Origin of the sequence: Paraburkholderia agricolaris, assembly GCF_009455635.1 — a bacterium.
Classification (GTDB): domain Bacteria; phylum Pseudomonadota; class Gammaproteobacteria; order Burkholderiales; family Burkholderiaceae; genus Paraburkholderia; species Paraburkholderia agricolaris.
Window position 1 is genome coordinate 164,835 of the sequence record NZ_QPER01000002.1, and the last position, 15,764, is coordinate 180,598.

Here is a 15,764-nt window from a genome sequence, read left to right on the forward strand (position 1 = left end):
CACGAACATCAACGCGCATTCACTTCAAGAAACCGATCGACAGCCACGGCACGAATGCGACCACCAGCAGCGCGATGAACAGCGCGCCGAGATAACCCCACACGCGGCTCACGACCCGGTCCGGCGACACCTTGCCGATTGCGCACGCGGCATAGAAACCCACGCCCATTGGCGGCGCGAACAGGCCGAGCCCCATCGACAGAATCACGACCATCGCGTAGTGAACGTCGTGAATCCCGAGCGCGCGAGCCACCGGAAACAGCAGCGGGCCAAACAGCACGATCGCGGGAATTCCTTCGAGCACGCTGCCGAGCACCACGAACAACACGATCGATACGCACAAAAACGCGCGCGGACCGCCCGGTATCTGTTCCATCGCTGCCACCAGCGACGCGGAGAAGCCCGATTGCGTGAGCGCCCACGCCATCGCGGTGGCGAGACCGATGATCAGCAGAATTGCGCCGGACAGACTGGCGGTATCGAGCAGCAGCGAGTAGAGGCGGCGCCATTCGATCCGCCGTCCGCACAGATGCAGCAGCACGCCCGCAATCAGCGTGTACGCGATACCGATGGTCGACACTTCGGTGGCAGTGGCTGCGCCTTCGATGACCACCACGCGAATCAGCATCGGCAGCGCGAGTGCGGGCAGCGCGATCACAAAGGTCCGCAGAATCGTGCGCAAGGGGGCGCGCGTGCTGTTGCTCGCCGGCTCGTGCCGTGCGCGCCGCCAGCAGACGAAACCGATCGCGATTGTCGCAACCACCGCCGGCATGATTCCGCCGACGAACAGCGCGGTGATCGATACGCCGCACACCGCACCGATCGTGATCAGCACAAGGCTCGGTGGAATCGTTTCCGTCATCGCGCCGGTTGAGGACAACAACGCGACCAGCTCCTCGGGTTTCGCGCCGCGCCGCTGCATTTCGGGGAACAGCGCGGGTGCAATCGCTGCCATGTCGGCGGCCTTTGCGCCGGAGATGCCCGACACCAGAAACATCGCACCGAGCAGTACGTATTGCAGACCACCGCGCACGTGGCCAAGCAACGCGGCCATGAAGTCGATCAGGCAGCGCGCGAGCCCGCTCAACTCCAGCAATGCACCAAGCAACACGAACAACGGCACCGACAGCAGCACCAGATTCGCCATCCCCTCATCCATCCGGCTCACGACAATGCCGAGCGGCGCATGTGTCATCAGCACCAGATAGGCGAGTGTTGCCGTGCCGAAGCTGAAGGCGATCGGCACGCCACCCGCCACGCACAAACCCACCAGCACGACGAAGAACACGATCAGGTTCAGATTGCCGAGCGCGAGCAGATAGGGTTGCGCGATCCATAACGCGGCAGCGATCACGCCCGCGGTGAGCAACGCACCGGCGAACTGCCCCGGGCTCACTTCACGCGCGATGCGGGCAAGCGCCGCCATCAGCATCAACGCCGCGCCGACCGGCAACGCGGCGCAACGCCAGCCGTCCGGCAACTGCAACGCAGGCGTACTGACCGGCATCTGCAGGTTCATATGCTCGATGGCCGGCGTGATGATCAGCGCGACGAAGGTACAGACGGTGAGCGCGCTGACCGCTTCGAGCCAGCCGCGCCATTTCTCCGGCAAACGCGTGACGATCGCGGTGAGACGCATATGCGCGCCGCGATGCAAGGCGAGCACCGCGCCGAGCATGGCCAGCCAGCTAAACAGGATCGACGCGAGTTCGTCGGACCAGATTAGCGGCTGGTCCAGCCCATAACGAAAGATCACGCCGCATAGCAAGATCACCGTCTCGGCGACCACCAGGAAGGCCGCCACTGCGCCTACGCCGTGCATCACCCAATCGACGGCCGTCGTCAGGCCGCGCGCGAGCCAGCCGTCGTTTTCCAGTTTCTTCGTCAAGGTCAGATGCATGGCGCGTCAGGCGAGTTTGCCGGTGTATTTTTCGAGGGCGGTCCACGCGTCGTCGCCGAACTTCTTGTGCCAGTCGGCGTAGAAACCCGTTGAGGTCAACTGGCTGCGGAACGCATTGATATCGACATCGTTGAACTGGAGGCCCTTTGCTTTCAGCTCCGGCATCAGCGACGCGTTCAATTTGGCGACGTCGGTGCGTTCCTGCATGGCCGCATCGTTGACGGCGTTCTGCACGATGGTTTGCAGATCCTTCGGCAGACGCGCGAACGACTGTTTGTTCGCGAGGAACCAGAAGCCGTCCCACATGTGATTGGTCATCGAGCAATACTTCTGCACTTCGTAAAGCTTGGCCGCGGTGATGGTGGCGAGCGGATTCTCCTGACCTTCCACAACCCGCGTTTGCAGCGACGAATACACCTCGGAGAAATTGATGCTGGCCGGCGAGGCGCCGAGCGCCTGGAACATCGAGGTCCAGATCGGGCTCATCGGCACGCGCAGCTTGATGCCTTTCAGGTCGCCCGGCAGGTGGATCGGCTTGGTGCTGGTGGTGGTTTGGCGGTAGCCGTTGTCCCAGATCTTGTCGAACGCGAACACCGAGGTCTTCGCAATCTCCTGGCGCACGCGCGCACCGAGTGCGCCGTCGAGCGCGGCCCACACCTGGTCGTAGTCCTTGAACGCGAAACCGACGCCGGTGATCTGCGCGGCGGGCACGAGGGTGCCGAGAATCAGCGGCGAGAGCGTGAAGTAATCGATCGCACCGGAGCGGACCTGCGACAGCATGTCGGTATCGCTGCCCAACTGGTTGTTCGAATACACCTGGAAGTCGACCCGCCCCTTACTCTCTGAAGCAATGCGCGCCGCGGCTTCCTTCGCGCGGATGTTCATCGGATGGGTGGCAGGCAGGTTGTTCGCGTACTTGAGGGTGAATTCGGCAGCGTGCGCGGAGCGGCCGTGCAGACCGGCGAACGACGCCGCGGCGGCAAGAGAAGCGCATTTGAGAAAGTCGCGCCGGGTGGTAACGCTCATCGTCTGTCTCCTGAGTTTTATGTTTGCCGCTTCGAAGGCCGGCGGCTAGCTAAAAGCAAATTGGATGCCATTTGGCGGGAGCCGCGTGGCTATTGGCGTTAAGCCGGCAACCCCGGGTTATTGCCAGGGCGGGCACGCCGTGCAGGTGTCGAGCAAATGCGACACCTGTCGCATGCTTTGTGTCGCACGCGAGCCGGGGGGTGGACTGCGGATTCATGCGTGGCGCGAAAGCAGGATTGGAGGGTTTCGCGGCGCGCGGCCCGCATCGGCACGGCGCTCGCTTCATGCGCGCCGTGCCGGCCGGGGTCGCGATCATGAAACGATCGGCCTGGCTGGCCTGGCTTTTGCATGAAGAGCCGTCATTCCCATCCCCAAGCCAAGGAGTTATTCGCAATGCAACCGACCATCATCGGATGGAGCCATATCCCGTTCGGCAAGCTCGACGCGTTGGACATCGAACGCATGATTGCCGACAGCGCACTCGGTGCGCTCGAGCATGCCGGCGTCGAAGCCGGTCAGATCGATTCGATTCACGTGGGCACTTTTAACGGCGGGTTCGTCTATCAGGACTTTCCGTCGGCACTCGTCTTCAACGCGATTCCCGAAATGCGCTTCACCTCGACCGTGCGTTGTGAAAACGCGTGCTCGACCGGCTCGGCCGCGGTGTACTCCGCGCTCGATGCGGTGCGCTCGGGCCGCTCCGCGTGCGCGCTGGTGATCGGCTACGAGAAGATGACAAGCCTGCCGACCGCCGAAGTCGGCAAGGTGTTGCAGAAGTGCTCGTATGCGAGCGAAGAAGCGGACGTGCCGGGCGGATTCGCGGGCATTTTCGGCCAGCTTGCACAAACGTATTTCGATCGCTATGGCGACCAGTCGGATGCGCTGGCGGCGATTGCCGCGAAGAATCATCACAACGGCGTGTCGAACCCGTATGCGCATATGCGGCGCGATTTCGGCTATGACTTTTGCCGCACGCCGTCGGAGAAAAACCCGTTCGTTGCCGGGCCGTTGAAGCGTACCGACTGCTCGATGATCTCCGACGGCGCGGCCGCGCTGATCATCGCGTCACCGGACATCGCGCGGCGCGCGCGTCACGCGGTCGAGTTTCGCGCGACGGTGCAGGTGAGCGACTACCTGCCGCTGTCGCGGCGCGATCCGATCGCGTTCGAAGGCGCGCGGCTCGCGTGGAAACAAGGCCTGGCGCAAGCCGGCATGACACTCGACGATCTGTCGCTGGTCGAAACCCACGACTGCTTCACGATTGCCGAACTGATCGAATACGAGGCGATGGGTCTGGCCGAACCGGGACAGGGCGCCCGCGTGATTCTCGAAGGCGTGACCACGAAAGAGGGGCGCCTGCCGGTCAATGCGTCGGGCGGATTGAAGGCGAAGGGGCATCCAGTCGGCGCGACGGGCGTGTCAATGCACGTGATGGCGGCGATGCAGGTCAGCGGCCAGGCCGGCGCGATGCAGATTCCGAATGCACGCACGGCCGGGGTGTTCAACATGGGCGGCGCGGCCGTGACCAATTATCTGAGCATTCTCGAAGCGCGCCGCTGAAAGGCATTCGATCATCTGGACCAGGTATGCGCGCCTCTCAACCTCTCTTTCTTCAAAGCACTGGCTTATGCTGACCACCGTCATGAACCTCGGGAATCTGCTGACCGACGCAGCCCGACGCCACGCCGATCAACCCGGCTTCATTCACGCCGAACGCAGCGTGAGCTGGCACGACATTAACGCGCGCGTCGACGCGGTCGCGCACGGTTTGAGCCGGCTCGGCATCGGCAAGGGCGACAAGATTCTCGTGCATTCGCGCAACAACCTGGCGCTCTTCGAAAGCGCATGGGTCGCGTTCAAACTCGGTGCCGTGTGGGTGCCGACCAACTGCCGGATTACCGCAGCGGAAGCGGCGTATCTCGGCGAATCGAGCGGTGCGGTAGCGATGATCTACGAAGCCGGTTTCGACGCCCACGTTGACGCGGTGCGCGCGGCGTCGCCGGCCTTGCAGCATGTGATCGCAATCGGCACGCCGCGGGCGGGTGAACTCGCTTACGAGACACTCGCGCAGCAGATGGACGCACCGCCGTTCGCCGCGGTGGATGTGGACCGTGACGATCCGCTGTGGTTTTTCTATACGTCCGGCACGACAGGGCGCCCGAAAGCGGGCGTGCTTACGCACGGACAGATGGCTTTTGTGCTGACCAATCACATTGCCGATCTGATGCCCGGTTTGACGCACGAGTCGCGCTCGCTCGTGGTGGCGCCGCTCTCGCACGGCGCGGGCATTCATGCAATGGTCAACGTTGCGCGCGCGGCGGCCAGCATTCTGCCGGCGTCGGAGAAACTCGATGCCGAAGAGGCTTGGGCGCTGGTAGAAAAACACCGCGTGGACAATATGTTCACCGTGCCCACCATCGTCAAGATGCTGACCGAGCATGAATCGGTGGACCGTTACGATCACAGTTCGCTGAAGTATGTGATCTATGCCGGGGCGCCGATGTATCGCGAGGATCAGAAGCATGCGCTGCGCAAGCTGGGCAAGGTGCTGGTGCAGTATTACGGCCTCGGCGAAGTGACCGGCAATATCACGGTGCTGCCGCCTTCGTTGCACACCGCCGACGACCATGCCGCGGGCAGCCGTGTCGGCACCTGTGGCTATGCCCGCACCGGCATTGAAATCGGCATTCTCGATGATGAAGGCCATCGCCTCGCAGCAGGCGCGAGCGGCGAAATTTGCGTGCGCGGGCCGGCGGTGTTCATCGGTTATTACAACAATGCGGACGCGAACGAGAAGGCCTTCCGTCATGGCTGGTTTCATACCGGAGACCTGGGCCACCTCGATGAACAGGGCTTCCTGTACATCACCGGACGTTCATCGGACATGTACATCTCCGGTGGCTCGAACGTTTATCCGCGCGAAGTCGAAGAAGCGATTCTTACGCATAAGGCCGTGCAGGAGGTCGCGGTAGTCGGCATGCCCGATCCCAAGTGGGGGGAAGTCGGCGTCGCGGTGGTGGTGCGGCGCGAAGGCTGGGCACTCGAGGAGGAAGCCTTGCTGGCGCATCTCGAACCACATCTCGCACGCTACAAATGGCCGAAGCGCTGCGTGTTCTGGGACGCGTTGCCCAAATCCGCCTACGGCAAGATCGTCAAGAAAGATATCAAGGCGTTGCTCGCCACGCCTCTGGAAGCCGCGACGGCGGAGCGCTAGCGCTTCAGCTTGCCCGGCGCAGCCGCGTGCTGGATTAGCCGCGCGCCGGGCAGGGAAGTTGAACCGCTCGAGCCGCTACGCGTAAAACGCCGACGGCACCACGCCGAAATGCCGCTTGAACATGGCCGCGAAAGCGCTTTGGCTGGTGTAACCATGATCCAGCGCGACCGCGATGATCTTCTCGCCGTGCGCGAGCCGTTTGAGCGCGAGCAGCAAGCGCGCCTGCTGGCGCCAGCGGCCGAACGTCAAACCGGTTTCGCGCTGAAACCAGCGGTGGAATGTCTTTTCGGATACATCGAGCGTGCTGGCCCATGCGCCGATGGTGCGGTTGTCGTCGGGGGCGGCGAACAGGCTATTGCATACCTCGCGTAGACGCTGATCGGTCGGCCACGGCAGATAAAGCGGCAGCGACGGCACCGCATTCAATTCCGCCAGCAGCAAGCGCATCAGATGATCGTGGCGCGAGCCGTCGGTGTAATCCGGCGGCACGTCGATCGCCGCGAGGATCAACTCGCGCAACAGTGGATGGACCTCGACCACGCAACTGCGGGTGGGCAAATGCGCGGCCGCGCCGGGTTCGACAAACACCGTGCGCATCTTCACGTCGCCGCTCATCTGCACCGAATGATCGACCTCGGGTTCGAGCCACACGCCCCGCGTGGGCGGCACGACCCACGAGCCGGTTGCCGATTCGATCAACATCACGCCTTCGATCGCATAGAGCAATTGCGCGCGCCGATGGCGGTGCGGCGCAATCACGGTGCCGTGCGGATACCACGCGGCCATCGCCGAGACCGGCATGGGCGTGCTCTCGAACGGCACGTGCGCGCCCGGCGCGGTGGGCGTTTCGGTGTGGCGTGCCGCGGGCATTGGAGTTCGCGCGTTCATTCGTGGTGTTGCCCTTCATCGGATGGTTGACCGTTTCACGACAGATAAAGACCTTTTGGCGTGAGACGGACCTTGCATGCGAGCGCAAGAATTCATGTCACTTCGGAGCCCCCGATTCCTATCGACAATCAGTTAGAGCGTGACATGAAGAAATCCTATTTCCTGTTTCCCTTTGTGGCAATCCTGTTGTGGGCCGGCAATGTCATCGTGTCGAAGCTGTCCGCCCGCACCATCGACCCTTCGGCCATCACGTTCTACCGCCTGTTACTGGCGGTCGCGCTGATGAGCCTGTTCACGCTGAAGCCGGCCTGGCGCAATCGCGCGGCGATCGTGCCGCAACTCCCGAAGCTCGCCGTGCTCGGCTTTCTGGCAATGGCATTGTTCCAGAGCCTCTCGTATGAAGCGGCCAGGACCACCACGGCGACCAATATGTCGATCATCACCGCGCTCGTACCGCTGATGACGATGGTGGCCAGCACGCTGCTGCTCGGCGAAGCGCCGACCACGGGAATGGTGGGTGGCGGGGTCCTGTCGCTGGCCGGCGTGGTTTATCTGATCACGCAAGGCAAGCCGGCGATGCTGCTCGCCAACGGCGCGCATCTTGGCGATCTGCTGATGATTTTCGCGGCGCTCGCGTATGCGCTGTACGGCGTGTTGCTCAAACGCTGGCACGTGGGGCTGCCGTCGTGGCAATCCACCTACCTGCAGGCGCTTTTCGCGCTGGTGTTCATGCTGCCGATGCTGCTGCGTCTGCCGGCAGCCGAAGCCATGCCGACGCGCGCGAGCGTGCCGCTGATCCTGTATGCCGGTGTGCTGGCCTCGGTGGTGCTGCCGTTTCTCTGGATGCAGGGGGTCAAGCATCTCGGTCCGAATCGTTGCGCGCTCTTCATGAACGTGTTGCCGATTGCGACTGCGCTCATCGCCATCACCATGCTCGGCGAAACCTTGCACATGTATCACGTGCTCGGCGGCGGTACGGCGCTGGTCGGCGTGATTGTTGCGCAAATGTTCAAACGGCCCGCGGCGCAAGCGGCCACGGCGCGAGACTAAGCCACAACGAGGGACATCTGACGGGGCCGCGTGTTTCGGCAAACACGTCGCCCCGTTGTTGCATGCACGCGTTCAGCCGTGATCCGCCATTAGCATATCGCTGCCAAGGTCACGCACGTGCGGAATGCGAAACTGCCTGAGCTTGCGATAGAGCGACGCGCGGCAAATACCGAGTTCGCGGGACGCGGCCGAGATATTCCAGCGACTCGCGGACAGCGCACGCAGAATGTTGTCGCGTTCGCTCGGCGGCGCGACCGGCAAACGGGCCGCGTCTGCGAAACGCGCGGCATGCGATGCGGCGTGGCCGCCGCTGTCACGTGACGCGGCGTACGGCTGCGGCGCTGCCTGAAACGCGGGGTGATAGGTCGGGTGTAGACCGATTCGCCCGACCATGCCTTTACCGGGCTGAACATTGGCTGGCAGGTCACCCGCGCGAATCATGTCGCCGTTCTTCACCGCGCATGCGTACTGAAGTGCCGCACGCATCTGCCGCAGATTGCCCGGCCATTTGCAGTGCAGCAGAATCTCGCGCGCCTCGCTATCGACGTTGGCCTCGAGCGTCATACCCGGTGCTTCGCGTTCGAGGATCGATTGCAGCAGCCATGCGCGGTCGTGCCGCTCGCGTACCGGCGGCAAATGCACGATGCCCACGGCGATCCGGTAATAGAGATCTTCACGGAACGTTCCCGCTTCGACGTGCGATTCGATGTTCTGATGCGTCGCACAGATCAGTTGGAGATCGACCGCGATAGGTTCGGCCGAACCTATCGGCGTCACCTCGCGCTCGGACAGTGCGCGCAGCAAGCGGGTTTGTTGCGCTGCGGGCATATCGCCGATCTCATCGAGGAATAGCGTGCCGCGATGCGCGAGCACGACCTTGCCTTTCATGCCGGTGGAGAGCGCGCCGGAGAATGCGCCGCGCGTATAGCCGAACAGTTCGCTTTCGATAAGGTTCTCAGGAATCGAGCCGCAATTCACCGACACCATCGCCGCGTGCCGGCGGTTGCTGTAGTCGTGCAGCGCACGCGCGAGATATTCCTTGCCGGTACCGGTCTCGCCGAGAATCAGAATGGGAAGCTGCCGGTCGATGAGCAGGCGGGCACGCGATAGCGTGGCCAGCATCGTAGGATCGTCGCCACATAGTCGGCTAATAGGTAGCCCCGATGAGCGAGATGAGTCTGCACGGGCGCGGTCCAGCGGGTCGTGGGCGGTCATGGCATCTCTCTTTATGTATCTGATTGGCAGGATCGGCCCGGCTTGTGGCCCGGCGGATCGAAAAAGCTGCCAGCGGTTTGTCTCCGAAACCAAGCATAGTGCGATTCATTAATAGTCTCCAATACATTATGATGCGACGACTGATACCGATTAGGTATAAGTCGGATTCCTATTTGCGGACTTGGGGCGGGCATGGAGCTGAGGCAATTACGCTACTTCGTCGTACTTGCGGAGACCCTGCACTTTGGGCGGGCGGCGGCGCTGCTCAATATCTCCCAGCCACCGCTGTCGCGGCAGATCGCATTGCTCGAAGCGGAACTAGGCGTCGTGCTGCTGGATCGCACACGCCGCAGCGTGCGGCTCTCGGCAGCCGGCCATCGCTTCTATCGCGATGCCAAGACGGTGATGGCCACCGTCGACCAGGCGCGCGGTCATGCACGTGCCGCCGACCTTGGCGAGGAGGGCACGCTGATGGCGGGCTTCATGTTCGCCGCCGCGTACAGCATCGTGCCGGTGCTGACGCGTGAGTACGCATCGGCCTTTCCGCGGGTCGAACTGAAGCTCAGCGAAAGCATTCCCACCTTGCTCGTGGCCGACATTCGCGCCGGCAAGGCCGATGTCGGCATCATGTATCCGTCGGATTCGGCGGTCGAACTGGAGACCCGCACGATCTTCAGCGAGCAGTTGGTAGCCGTGCTCCCCGAAGGGCACCGGCTGGCGACAAGGGCGGCAATTTCCATTGCCGAGTTGCGCGACGAGTGGTTCATCATTTCCCCACATGCGGCCTCGCCGTTCATCTACAACACGATCGTCGAGCATTGCCGGCGCTCGGGGTTTACGCCACGTATCCGCCTCGAAACCAATTTTCAGCAGACCATCGTGAACCTCGTCGCGCAGCAACTCGGTGTTGCGCTCGTGCATAGTTCGATGCGCAGTACCCACGCGGATAACGTCAGGTTCGTGCCCTTGCAGCACGCGCCTTACGTCGACGTCGCGCTGGTGTGGAGCCCCGATACGTTGAATCCCTGCGTGGCACGGTTCGTCGACATTGCCGCGCAACTGGGCCTGGTTGGTACTCGCTCGGGCAGCTAGCGAGTCGCCTCGCTTCACCATATGACACGCACACGACACCTGTAGCACGGCGCGCGACAGATGTTGCTGCGCAGGCGGCGCTGTTCATGCGGGCTGAGGCCTGCCGCACCGCGTGCCTCGCGCCTCGCGTTCAAATGGCATTGAAGTTGCTATTAAGGGGTGTCGCAATCTACCTGACCCTCCCATGACGTTAAAGACAGAAGCTTTCCGCCATCCTGGCGCAGCCGCTCACCCGCGGGTGCTGGCCACGGTAGTGCGGGAGCCGCGCGAACTGCGCGTTGAAATACCCAGCGGATGCAACGCCGGCACGGTGCTGCGCGACCTGATGATGCACCACGGCTTTTGCGGCGCAACCGGCCGGATCTGCAGCGGTTCGGCGCGCGCGTTGCAATACCACGTCGTCATCAAGGCGGCGCAAGGCGAGCGGCCTTACATCTACGGCACCCCTAACATGGAGAATGACGAAGTCGCGTTGCTGCACGGCGCGGTAACGATCGGTAAGGACCGTGCGGGCAGCGTCGCGCTGCATTGTCACGGTGCGTTCGTCGGCGGCGATGGCCGGCTGCACGGTGGCCACGTGATCCTCGATCGCCTCGAGGTGGGCCGCGAACCGCTGGTGTTGCGGCTCTGCGCGTTCGCGCACGGCGGCTTCACGCAATATGTCGACGAGGAAACTCGCTATACGTTGTTTGGACCGACGGTGGAGGATGCCGCATGAGTGCGCAATCCAACTCGTCCGAGGTCAAACTCGAAGCCGGCTGCTACGGGCGCACCCTGATTGCACGCCTGAAGCCGAATGAGGACATCGTCGAATCGCTTGAGCGCCTGTGTGCGCAATACGGCATCGACCGCGCGGTGGTGCGCAGCGCGGTCGGCAGTCTGATCGACGGACATCTGACAAGCGGCGCGGGCGCCGTGCAGGCCACGCAGATTGTCAAAGGGCCGGGCGTCGAGATCGTGGGACTGTTCGGTGAGCTCGCGTGTGCCGTGCCGGGTCGTGACGAGACAGGCACGACGGAGCTCACCGCGATTCTGTCCGGCACGGACAGTCAGGTGTTTGCCGGCCGCGTGGTGCGCGGGATGAATCTGTCGTTCATCACGGTGGAGGTGACGTTGCAGGAGTGGCTCGCGGATGCGGAGGAACTGGCGAAACATGCTTGACGAATAATCAAAAGTAAAAAAATTCGTATGGCGAAACAACGCCCGTTTTCTTCTGTGATCTGACAGAAATTTCCGATTCAGATACGTCGAGATTGAACCTGGCGACACCCCATAGAAAGCCGCCTTTTGGGGTGTTGACAATTCTTTGCCGAAAACTACGACTTCTGTGCGGTTCTCTTACCTAGGATCAACTTTCGCATCCTCGGTCTTTCGTAGAATCCTGCGGCATGCGCATTCTGAGTGCGTGTCCCATGTTGCTATGGGCGCAGCGAATTTAGGCGAAAGTTCTATGAGAAGCCGGGAAATATGAAAACAAAGGGAGCCCATAGCCGGGCGTCGATACCTATCGCGGCAGCGCTAACTACGTGTCTTTCCGGGTGTGGAAATCTCGATGTGCTCGACCCGAAGGGCAGCATCGGTCTCGCCGAAAAGTCGCTGATAGGCACGGCAACATTCACGATGTTGATTGTGGTGGTGCCGGTTATTCTGATGACGCTGTGGTTTGCATGGCGTTATCGCGCAAGCAACCGCCACGCGAAGTACGCACCGAAATGGGCGCACTCAACGGCGATCGAAGTCGTCATCTGGACCGTGCCGTCCATCATCATTCTGTGCCTTGGAATTCTGACGTGGAAGACCACGCACGAACTCGACCCCTACAAGCCCATTGAGTCGGCTGTGAAACCGATCAATGTCGAAGTAGTGGCGCTCGACTGGAAATGGCTCTTCATTTATCCGGATCTCGGCATTGCATCGGTTAATCAATTGGCTTTTCCGGTGGGCACGCCGGTTAATTTCATGATCACGTCCGACTCGGTCATGAACTCGTTCTTCATTCCGCAACTGGGCAGCCAGATCTACGCGATGGCCGGCATGCAAACGCAGCTACACCTCATCGCGGACGAAGCCGGCGACTTCGCGGGTGTGTCGGCCAATTACAGCGGCAGGGGCTTTTCCGACATGAAGTTCCGTGCGCTCGCCACCAACCCGGAGCAGTTCAACGCGTGGGTGGAAAAGGTCAAGGCGTCGTCAGACCGGCTCGACATGAACGAATACAGCACGGTGTCGCAGCCGAGCGAGAAGGCGCCGGTGCGCTACTTCTCATCGGTCGATCCGAAGCTGTTCTACAACATCATTGCGAAGTACAACAACGGCCACGTTCTCGATCTGCGGAACAGCAATTGCAGTACGAAGGGGTAACACATGTTCGGAAAACTGACACTTTCGGCGATTCCGTTCGATCAGCCTATCATCATGGGCGCAGGCGTCCTGATGGCGATCATCGTCCTGGCCACGTTCGGTGCGTTGACGTGGTTCGGCAAGTGGAAATGGCTTTGGAGCGAATGGCTTACCAGCGTCGATCATAAGAAGATCGGCGTGATGTATATCGTGGTCGCGGTCCTGATGCTGCTGCGCGGCTTTGCCGACGCGGTCATGATGCGCCTGCAACTGGCACTCGCCTTCGACTCGCCGGGCTATCTACCGCCGCATCACTACGACCAGATCTTTACCGCGCACGGCGTCATCATGATCTTCTTCATGGCGATGGCGTTGATGGTGGGGCTCTTCAACCTGATCGTACCGTTGCAGATCGGTGCGCGCGACGTAGCGTTCCCGTTCCTGAACTCCCTCAGCTTCTGGATGACCGCGATTAGCGCCATTCTGATGAATCTGTCGCTCGTGATCGGCGAGTTCGCGCAAGTCGGCTGGCTTGCGTATCCGCCGCTCTCGGAATTGCAGTTCAGTCCGGGTGTCGGGGTGGACTATTACATCTGGAGCCTGCAGTTATCAGGCGTGGGTACGCTGATTACCGCGATCAACTTCTTCGTCACCATTGTCCGGATGCGCGCACCCGGCATGTCGCTGATGAAGATGCCGGTGTTCACGTGGACCGCGCTGTGCTCGAACGTGCTGATCATGGCGACGTTCCCGATCCTGACCATTGCGCTCGCGCTGCTTGGTCTGGACCGTTACCTGGGCATGCACTTCTTCACGAACGACGGTGGCGGCAACGCCATGATGTATCTGAACCTGATCTGGGCGTGGGGCCACCCCGAGGTCTACATTCTGATTCTACCGGCGTTCGGCATCTACTCCGAAGTGATCGCGACCTTCGCGAAGAAACCGCTGTTCGGCTACAAGACCATGGTCTACGCCACCTGCGTGATTACGGTGCTGGCGTTCCTCGTCTGGCTGCATCACTTCTTCACGATGGGGTCCGGCGCGGACGTCAATGCGTTCTTCGGCATTATGACCATGGTCATTGCCATTCCAACCGGTGTGAAGATATTCAACTGGCTATTCACGATTTATCGTGGCCGGCTCGAATTCACCACCCCGGTGCTGTGGACGATCGGTTTCATGATTACCTTCACGATCGGCGGCATGACCGGTGTGATGATGGCGATTCCCGGCGCCGATTTTGTCCTGCACAACAGCCTGTTTCTGATTGCCCATTTCCATAACGCCATTATCGGCGGGGTGGTGTTCGGCTATCTGGCTGGCGTGCACTACTGGTTCCCGAAGGTGTTCGGCATCAAGTTGAACGAGAAGCTCGGCAAGGCCGCATTCTGGCTCTGGTTCGTCGGCTTCTATGTGTCGTTCATGCCGCTCTATGTGCTGGGCTTCATGGGCATGACGCGGCGCCTGAATCACTATGACAACCCGGCGTGGCACCCATTGCTGATTGTTGCGGCGTGCGGTGTGGTGTTCATCGCGCTCGGCGTGGTTTGTCAGGTTCTGCAGGTGGTTGTCAGCGTGCGTAACCGCAAGCTGCCGGCGTACCGCGACGTCACGGGCGATCCATGGGACGGCCGCACGCTCGAATGGGCCACATCGTCGCCGCCGCCGGTTTACAACTTTGCCACTATCCCGGTGGTGCATGAACTCGACGCGTTCACCCACATGAAGGAAACGGGGCAGGGCCTCGGTAAAGAGGTGGCGTACCGCGAGATTCATATGCCGTCGAATACCAGCGCGGGGTTCTTTATCGGCATCTTTAGCCTGCTGCTGGGCTTCGCCGGGGTCTGGCACATCACGTGGCTCGCGGTGGCAGCGCTGGTTGCCATCATGGCGACGGTGATCGGACGCAGCTTCGGCGATAACGACGGCTATTACATTTCGGCTGAGACGGTCCGGAAGACCGAAGAGAAGGGCGGCAAGGCAGGCGAAACGAAGCGTCACGAGCGGCTTGCTGCTGCGGAGGTCAACTGATGTTGCAGAAAACCAATTTTGCCGCGCTGGGCGAGCTGGAAAGCGAGCACGCGCCGTCCCATTCGGTATTCGGATTCTGGCTCTATCTGATGACCGACTGCGTGCTGTTCGCGTCGTTATTCGCGGTGTTTGCCGTGATGTCGCACCAGTTTGCAGGCGGCCCGACCGGTAAGGATCTGTTCGATATTCCGGGCGTCGCGCTGGAAACCGCGCTGTTGCTGCTGAGCAGTATCACCTACGGTTTCGCGATGCTCGGTGCGCACAAGCGCAAGTCAGGTGTCGTGCTCGGGTGGCTGGCGATCACGTTTGTGCTGGGCCTCGCGTTTCTCTGGTTCGAGGTGCAGGAGTTTTCGCACCTGATCGCCGAAGGTGCGGGTCCTGGCCGCAGCGCGTTCTTTTCATCGTTCTTTACCCTCGTCGGCACGCACGGCTTGCACGTAACCGTGGGGCTCATCTGGATGGTCGTGCTCGCCGTGCAGATCGTGCTCAAGCCGGAAATGTCCGAGCGCGAGATTACGCGCCTGACTTGTCTGAGTCTCTTCTGGCACTTTCTAGACATCGTGTGGATCTGCGTGTTTTCGTTTGTCTATCTTGGGAGCGTGCTTTAAATGGCTCATACGCGATCACTTCATGAGGAAGAGGGGCACGGGAGTCTCTCGGGCTATATCGTCGGATTCGTACTGGCTGTGGTACTAACTGCGGCGTCGTTCGGGCTGGTGATGAACGGCATGCTCGAAGCACGCTCCGCCATGGTTGTGCTGGCCGTGCTTGCGCTTGTGCAGATTGTTGTTCACCTAGTGTTCTTCCTGCATCTGAACACGTCTTCCGGCCAACGGTGGAATGTGATGGCGCTGTGCTATACCGCGGTCGCTGCGATCATTCTGATCGGCGGCACGGTGTGGGTGATGCACAACGTGAGTATGAATATGATGTCGCGGTAATTCACACGCGGGAGAGGTGGCCGGTGCGCGCGGAAACCGATAGGCCGCCGCGCGCACCGGCCAC

General features: G+C 61.5%; 14 protein-coding genes. 10 read left to right on the forward strand and 4 right to left on the reverse strand.

The features are described from left to right. Window positions 1-19: 19 nt before the first annotated feature. Together GH665_RS22085 and GH665_RS22090 are read right to left on the reverse strand one after the other, a co-directional pair. Window positions 20-1,900, reverse strand: coding sequence for a TRAP transporter large permease (locus tag GH665_RS22085; protein ID WP_153138884.1), 1,881 nt, complete (start codon window positions 1,898-1,900; stop codon window positions 20-22). A 6-nt stretch (window positions 1,901-1,906) separates the two neighbouring features. Next, a complete protein-coding gene (locus tag GH665_RS22090; protein ID WP_153138887.1) occupies window positions 1,907-2,926 on the reverse strand; it encodes a TRAP transporter substrate-binding protein in 1,020 nt (339 codons plus the stop codon). 393 nt (window positions 2,927-3,319) lie between these two features. On the opposite strand from GH665_RS22090, the gene GH665_RS22095 reads away from it, so the two are divergent. Next, complete coding sequence (locus tag GH665_RS22095; protein WP_174771747.1) at window positions 3,320-4,486, forward strand: acetyl-CoA acetyltransferase; 1,167 nt, start codon at window positions 3,320-3,322, stop codon at window positions 4,484-4,486. 67 nt (window positions 4,487-4,553) lie between these two features. Further along, on the forward strand, window positions 4,554-6,140 hold the full coding sequence (locus tag GH665_RS22100) for an acyl-CoA synthetase (RefSeq protein ID WP_153138891.1): 1,587 nt from the start codon (window positions 4,554-4,556) through the stop codon (window positions 6,138-6,140). A 75-nt stretch (window positions 6,141-6,215) separates the two neighbouring features. Here the strand turns inward: GH665_RS22100 and GH665_RS22105 are convergent, their stop codons facing one another. Continuing rightward, entirely contained in the window at window positions 6,216-7,028 is an 813-nt protein-coding gene (locus GH665_RS22105) for an AraC family transcriptional regulator (protein WP_425496052.1), read from the reverse strand. A gap of 144 nt (window positions 7,029-7,172) precedes the next feature. Here GH665_RS22105 and GH665_RS22110 point away from each other — a divergent pair, with 144 nt between their 5' ends. Then, entirely contained in the window at window positions 7,173-8,078 is a 906-nt protein-coding gene (locus GH665_RS22110; RefSeq protein ID WP_153138893.1) for a DMT family transporter, read from the forward strand. Window positions 8,079-8,150: 72 nt separating this feature from the next. Here the strand turns inward: GH665_RS22110 and GH665_RS22115 are convergent, their stop codons facing one another. Beyond that, on the reverse strand, window positions 8,151-9,293 hold the full coding sequence (locus tag GH665_RS22115) for a sigma-54-dependent Fis family transcriptional regulator (protein WP_153138895.1): 1,143 nt from the start codon (window positions 9,291-9,293) through the stop codon (window positions 8,151-8,153). A gap of 192 nt (window positions 9,294-9,485) precedes the next feature. Between GH665_RS22115 and GH665_RS22120 the strand changes: the two genes are divergently transcribed. From GH665_RS22120 to cyoD, 7 genes are all read left to right on the forward strand, one after another. Next, a complete protein-coding gene (locus GH665_RS22120; RefSeq protein WP_028195858.1) occupies window positions 9,486-10,385 on the forward strand; it encodes a LysR family transcriptional regulator in 900 nt (299 codons plus the stop codon). Between the two features lie 184 nt (window positions 10,386-10,569). Next, window positions 10,570-11,103, forward strand: coding sequence for a hypothetical protein (locus GH665_RS22125; RefSeq protein ID WP_144193063.1), 534 nt, complete (start codon window positions 10,570-10,572; stop codon window positions 11,101-11,103). Next, a complete protein-coding gene (locus GH665_RS22130; RefSeq protein WP_153138897.1) occupies window positions 11,100-11,546 on the forward strand; it encodes a PPC domain-containing DNA-binding protein in 447 nt (148 codons plus the stop codon). The genes GH665_RS22125 and GH665_RS22130 overlap by 4 nt, the downstream gene beginning before the upstream one ends. A gap of 306 nt (window positions 11,547-11,852) precedes the next feature. Beyond that, window positions 11,853-12,746 carry a ubiquinol oxidase subunit II gene (gene cyoA, locus GH665_RS22135; RefSeq protein WP_153138898.1) on the forward strand — a complete coding sequence of 298 codons (894 nt, stop codon included), beginning with the start codon at window positions 11,853-11,855 and terminating at the stop codon, window positions 12,744-12,746. A 3-nt stretch (window positions 12,747-12,749) separates the two neighbouring features. Next, on the forward strand, window positions 12,750-14,759 hold the full coding sequence (gene cyoB, locus GH665_RS22140; RefSeq protein WP_153138900.1) for a cytochrome o ubiquinol oxidase subunit I: 2,010 nt from the start codon (window positions 12,750-12,752) through the stop codon (window positions 14,757-14,759). Next, the gene (gene cyoC, locus GH665_RS22145) at window positions 14,759-15,367 is read left to right on the forward strand and encodes a cytochrome o ubiquinol oxidase subunit III (RefSeq protein WP_046572161.1); all 609 of its coding nucleotides are present in this window, start codon (window positions 14,759-14,761) and stop codon (window positions 15,365-15,367) included. Before cyoB ends, cyoC begins: the two co-directional genes overlap by 1 nt. Next, window positions 15,368-15,700: a cytochrome o ubiquinol oxidase subunit IV gene (gene cyoD, locus GH665_RS22150; RefSeq protein ID WP_153138902.1), complete on the forward strand. Its 333-nt coding sequence runs from the start codon at window positions 15,368-15,370 to the stop codon at window positions 15,698-15,700. It begins immediately after the preceding gene. Window positions 15,701-15,764 lie beyond the last annotated feature (64 nt).

Excerpts from the sequence above, each read along its gene's own strand:
- GH665_RS22105 (WP_425496052.1), bottom strand. The coding sequence starts at position 7,028 with ATGAACGCGCGAACTCCAATGCCCGCGGCACGCCACACCGAAACGCCC.
- cyoC (WP_046572161.1), top strand. The coding sequence starts at position 14,759 with ATGTTGCAGAAAACCAATTTTGCCGCGCTGGGCGAGCTGGAAAGCGAG.
- GH665_RS22120 (WP_028195858.1), top strand. The coding sequence starts at position 9,486 with ATGGAGCTGAGGCAATTACGCTACTTCGTCGTACTTGCGGAGACCCTG.
- GH665_RS22085 (WP_153138884.1), bottom strand. The coding sequence starts at position 1,900 with ATGCATCTGACCTTGACGAAGAAACTGGAAAACGACGGCTGGCTCGCG.
- GH665_RS22110 (WP_153138893.1), top strand. The coding sequence starts at position 7,173 with ATGAAGAAATCCTATTTCCTGTTTCCCTTTGTGGCAATCCTGTTGTGG.
- GH665_RS22125 (WP_144193063.1), top strand. The coding sequence starts at position 10,570 with ATGACGTTAAAGACAGAAGCTTTCCGCCATCCTGGCGCAGCCGCTCAC.
- cyoA (WP_153138898.1), top strand. The coding sequence starts at position 11,853 with ATGAAAACAAAGGGAGCCCATAGCCGGGCGTCGATACCTATCGCGGCA.
- GH665_RS22090 (WP_153138887.1), bottom strand. The coding sequence starts at position 2,926 with ATGAGCGTTACCACCCGGCGCGACTTTCTCAAATGCGCTTCTCTTGCC.
- cyoB (WP_153138900.1), top strand. The coding sequence starts at position 12,750 with ATGTTCGGAAAACTGACACTTTCGGCGATTCCGTTCGATCAGCCTATC.
- GH665_RS22100 (WP_153138891.1), top strand. The coding sequence starts at position 4,554 with ATGCTGACCACCGTCATGAACCTCGGGAATCTGCTGACCGACGCAGCC.
- GH665_RS22130 (WP_153138897.1), top strand. The coding sequence starts at position 11,100 with ATGAGTGCGCAATCCAACTCGTCCGAGGTCAAACTCGAAGCCGGCTGC.
- GH665_RS22095 (WP_174771747.1), top strand. The coding sequence starts at position 3,320 with ATGCAACCGACCATCATCGGATGGAGCCATATCCCGTTCGGCAAGCTC.
- cyoD (WP_153138902.1), top strand. The coding sequence starts at position 15,368 with ATGGCTCATACGCGATCACTTCATGAGGAAGAGGGGCACGGGAGTCTC.
- GH665_RS22115 (WP_153138895.1), bottom strand. The coding sequence starts at position 9,293 with ATGACCGCCCACGACCCGCTGGACCGCGCCCGTGCAGACTCATCTCGC.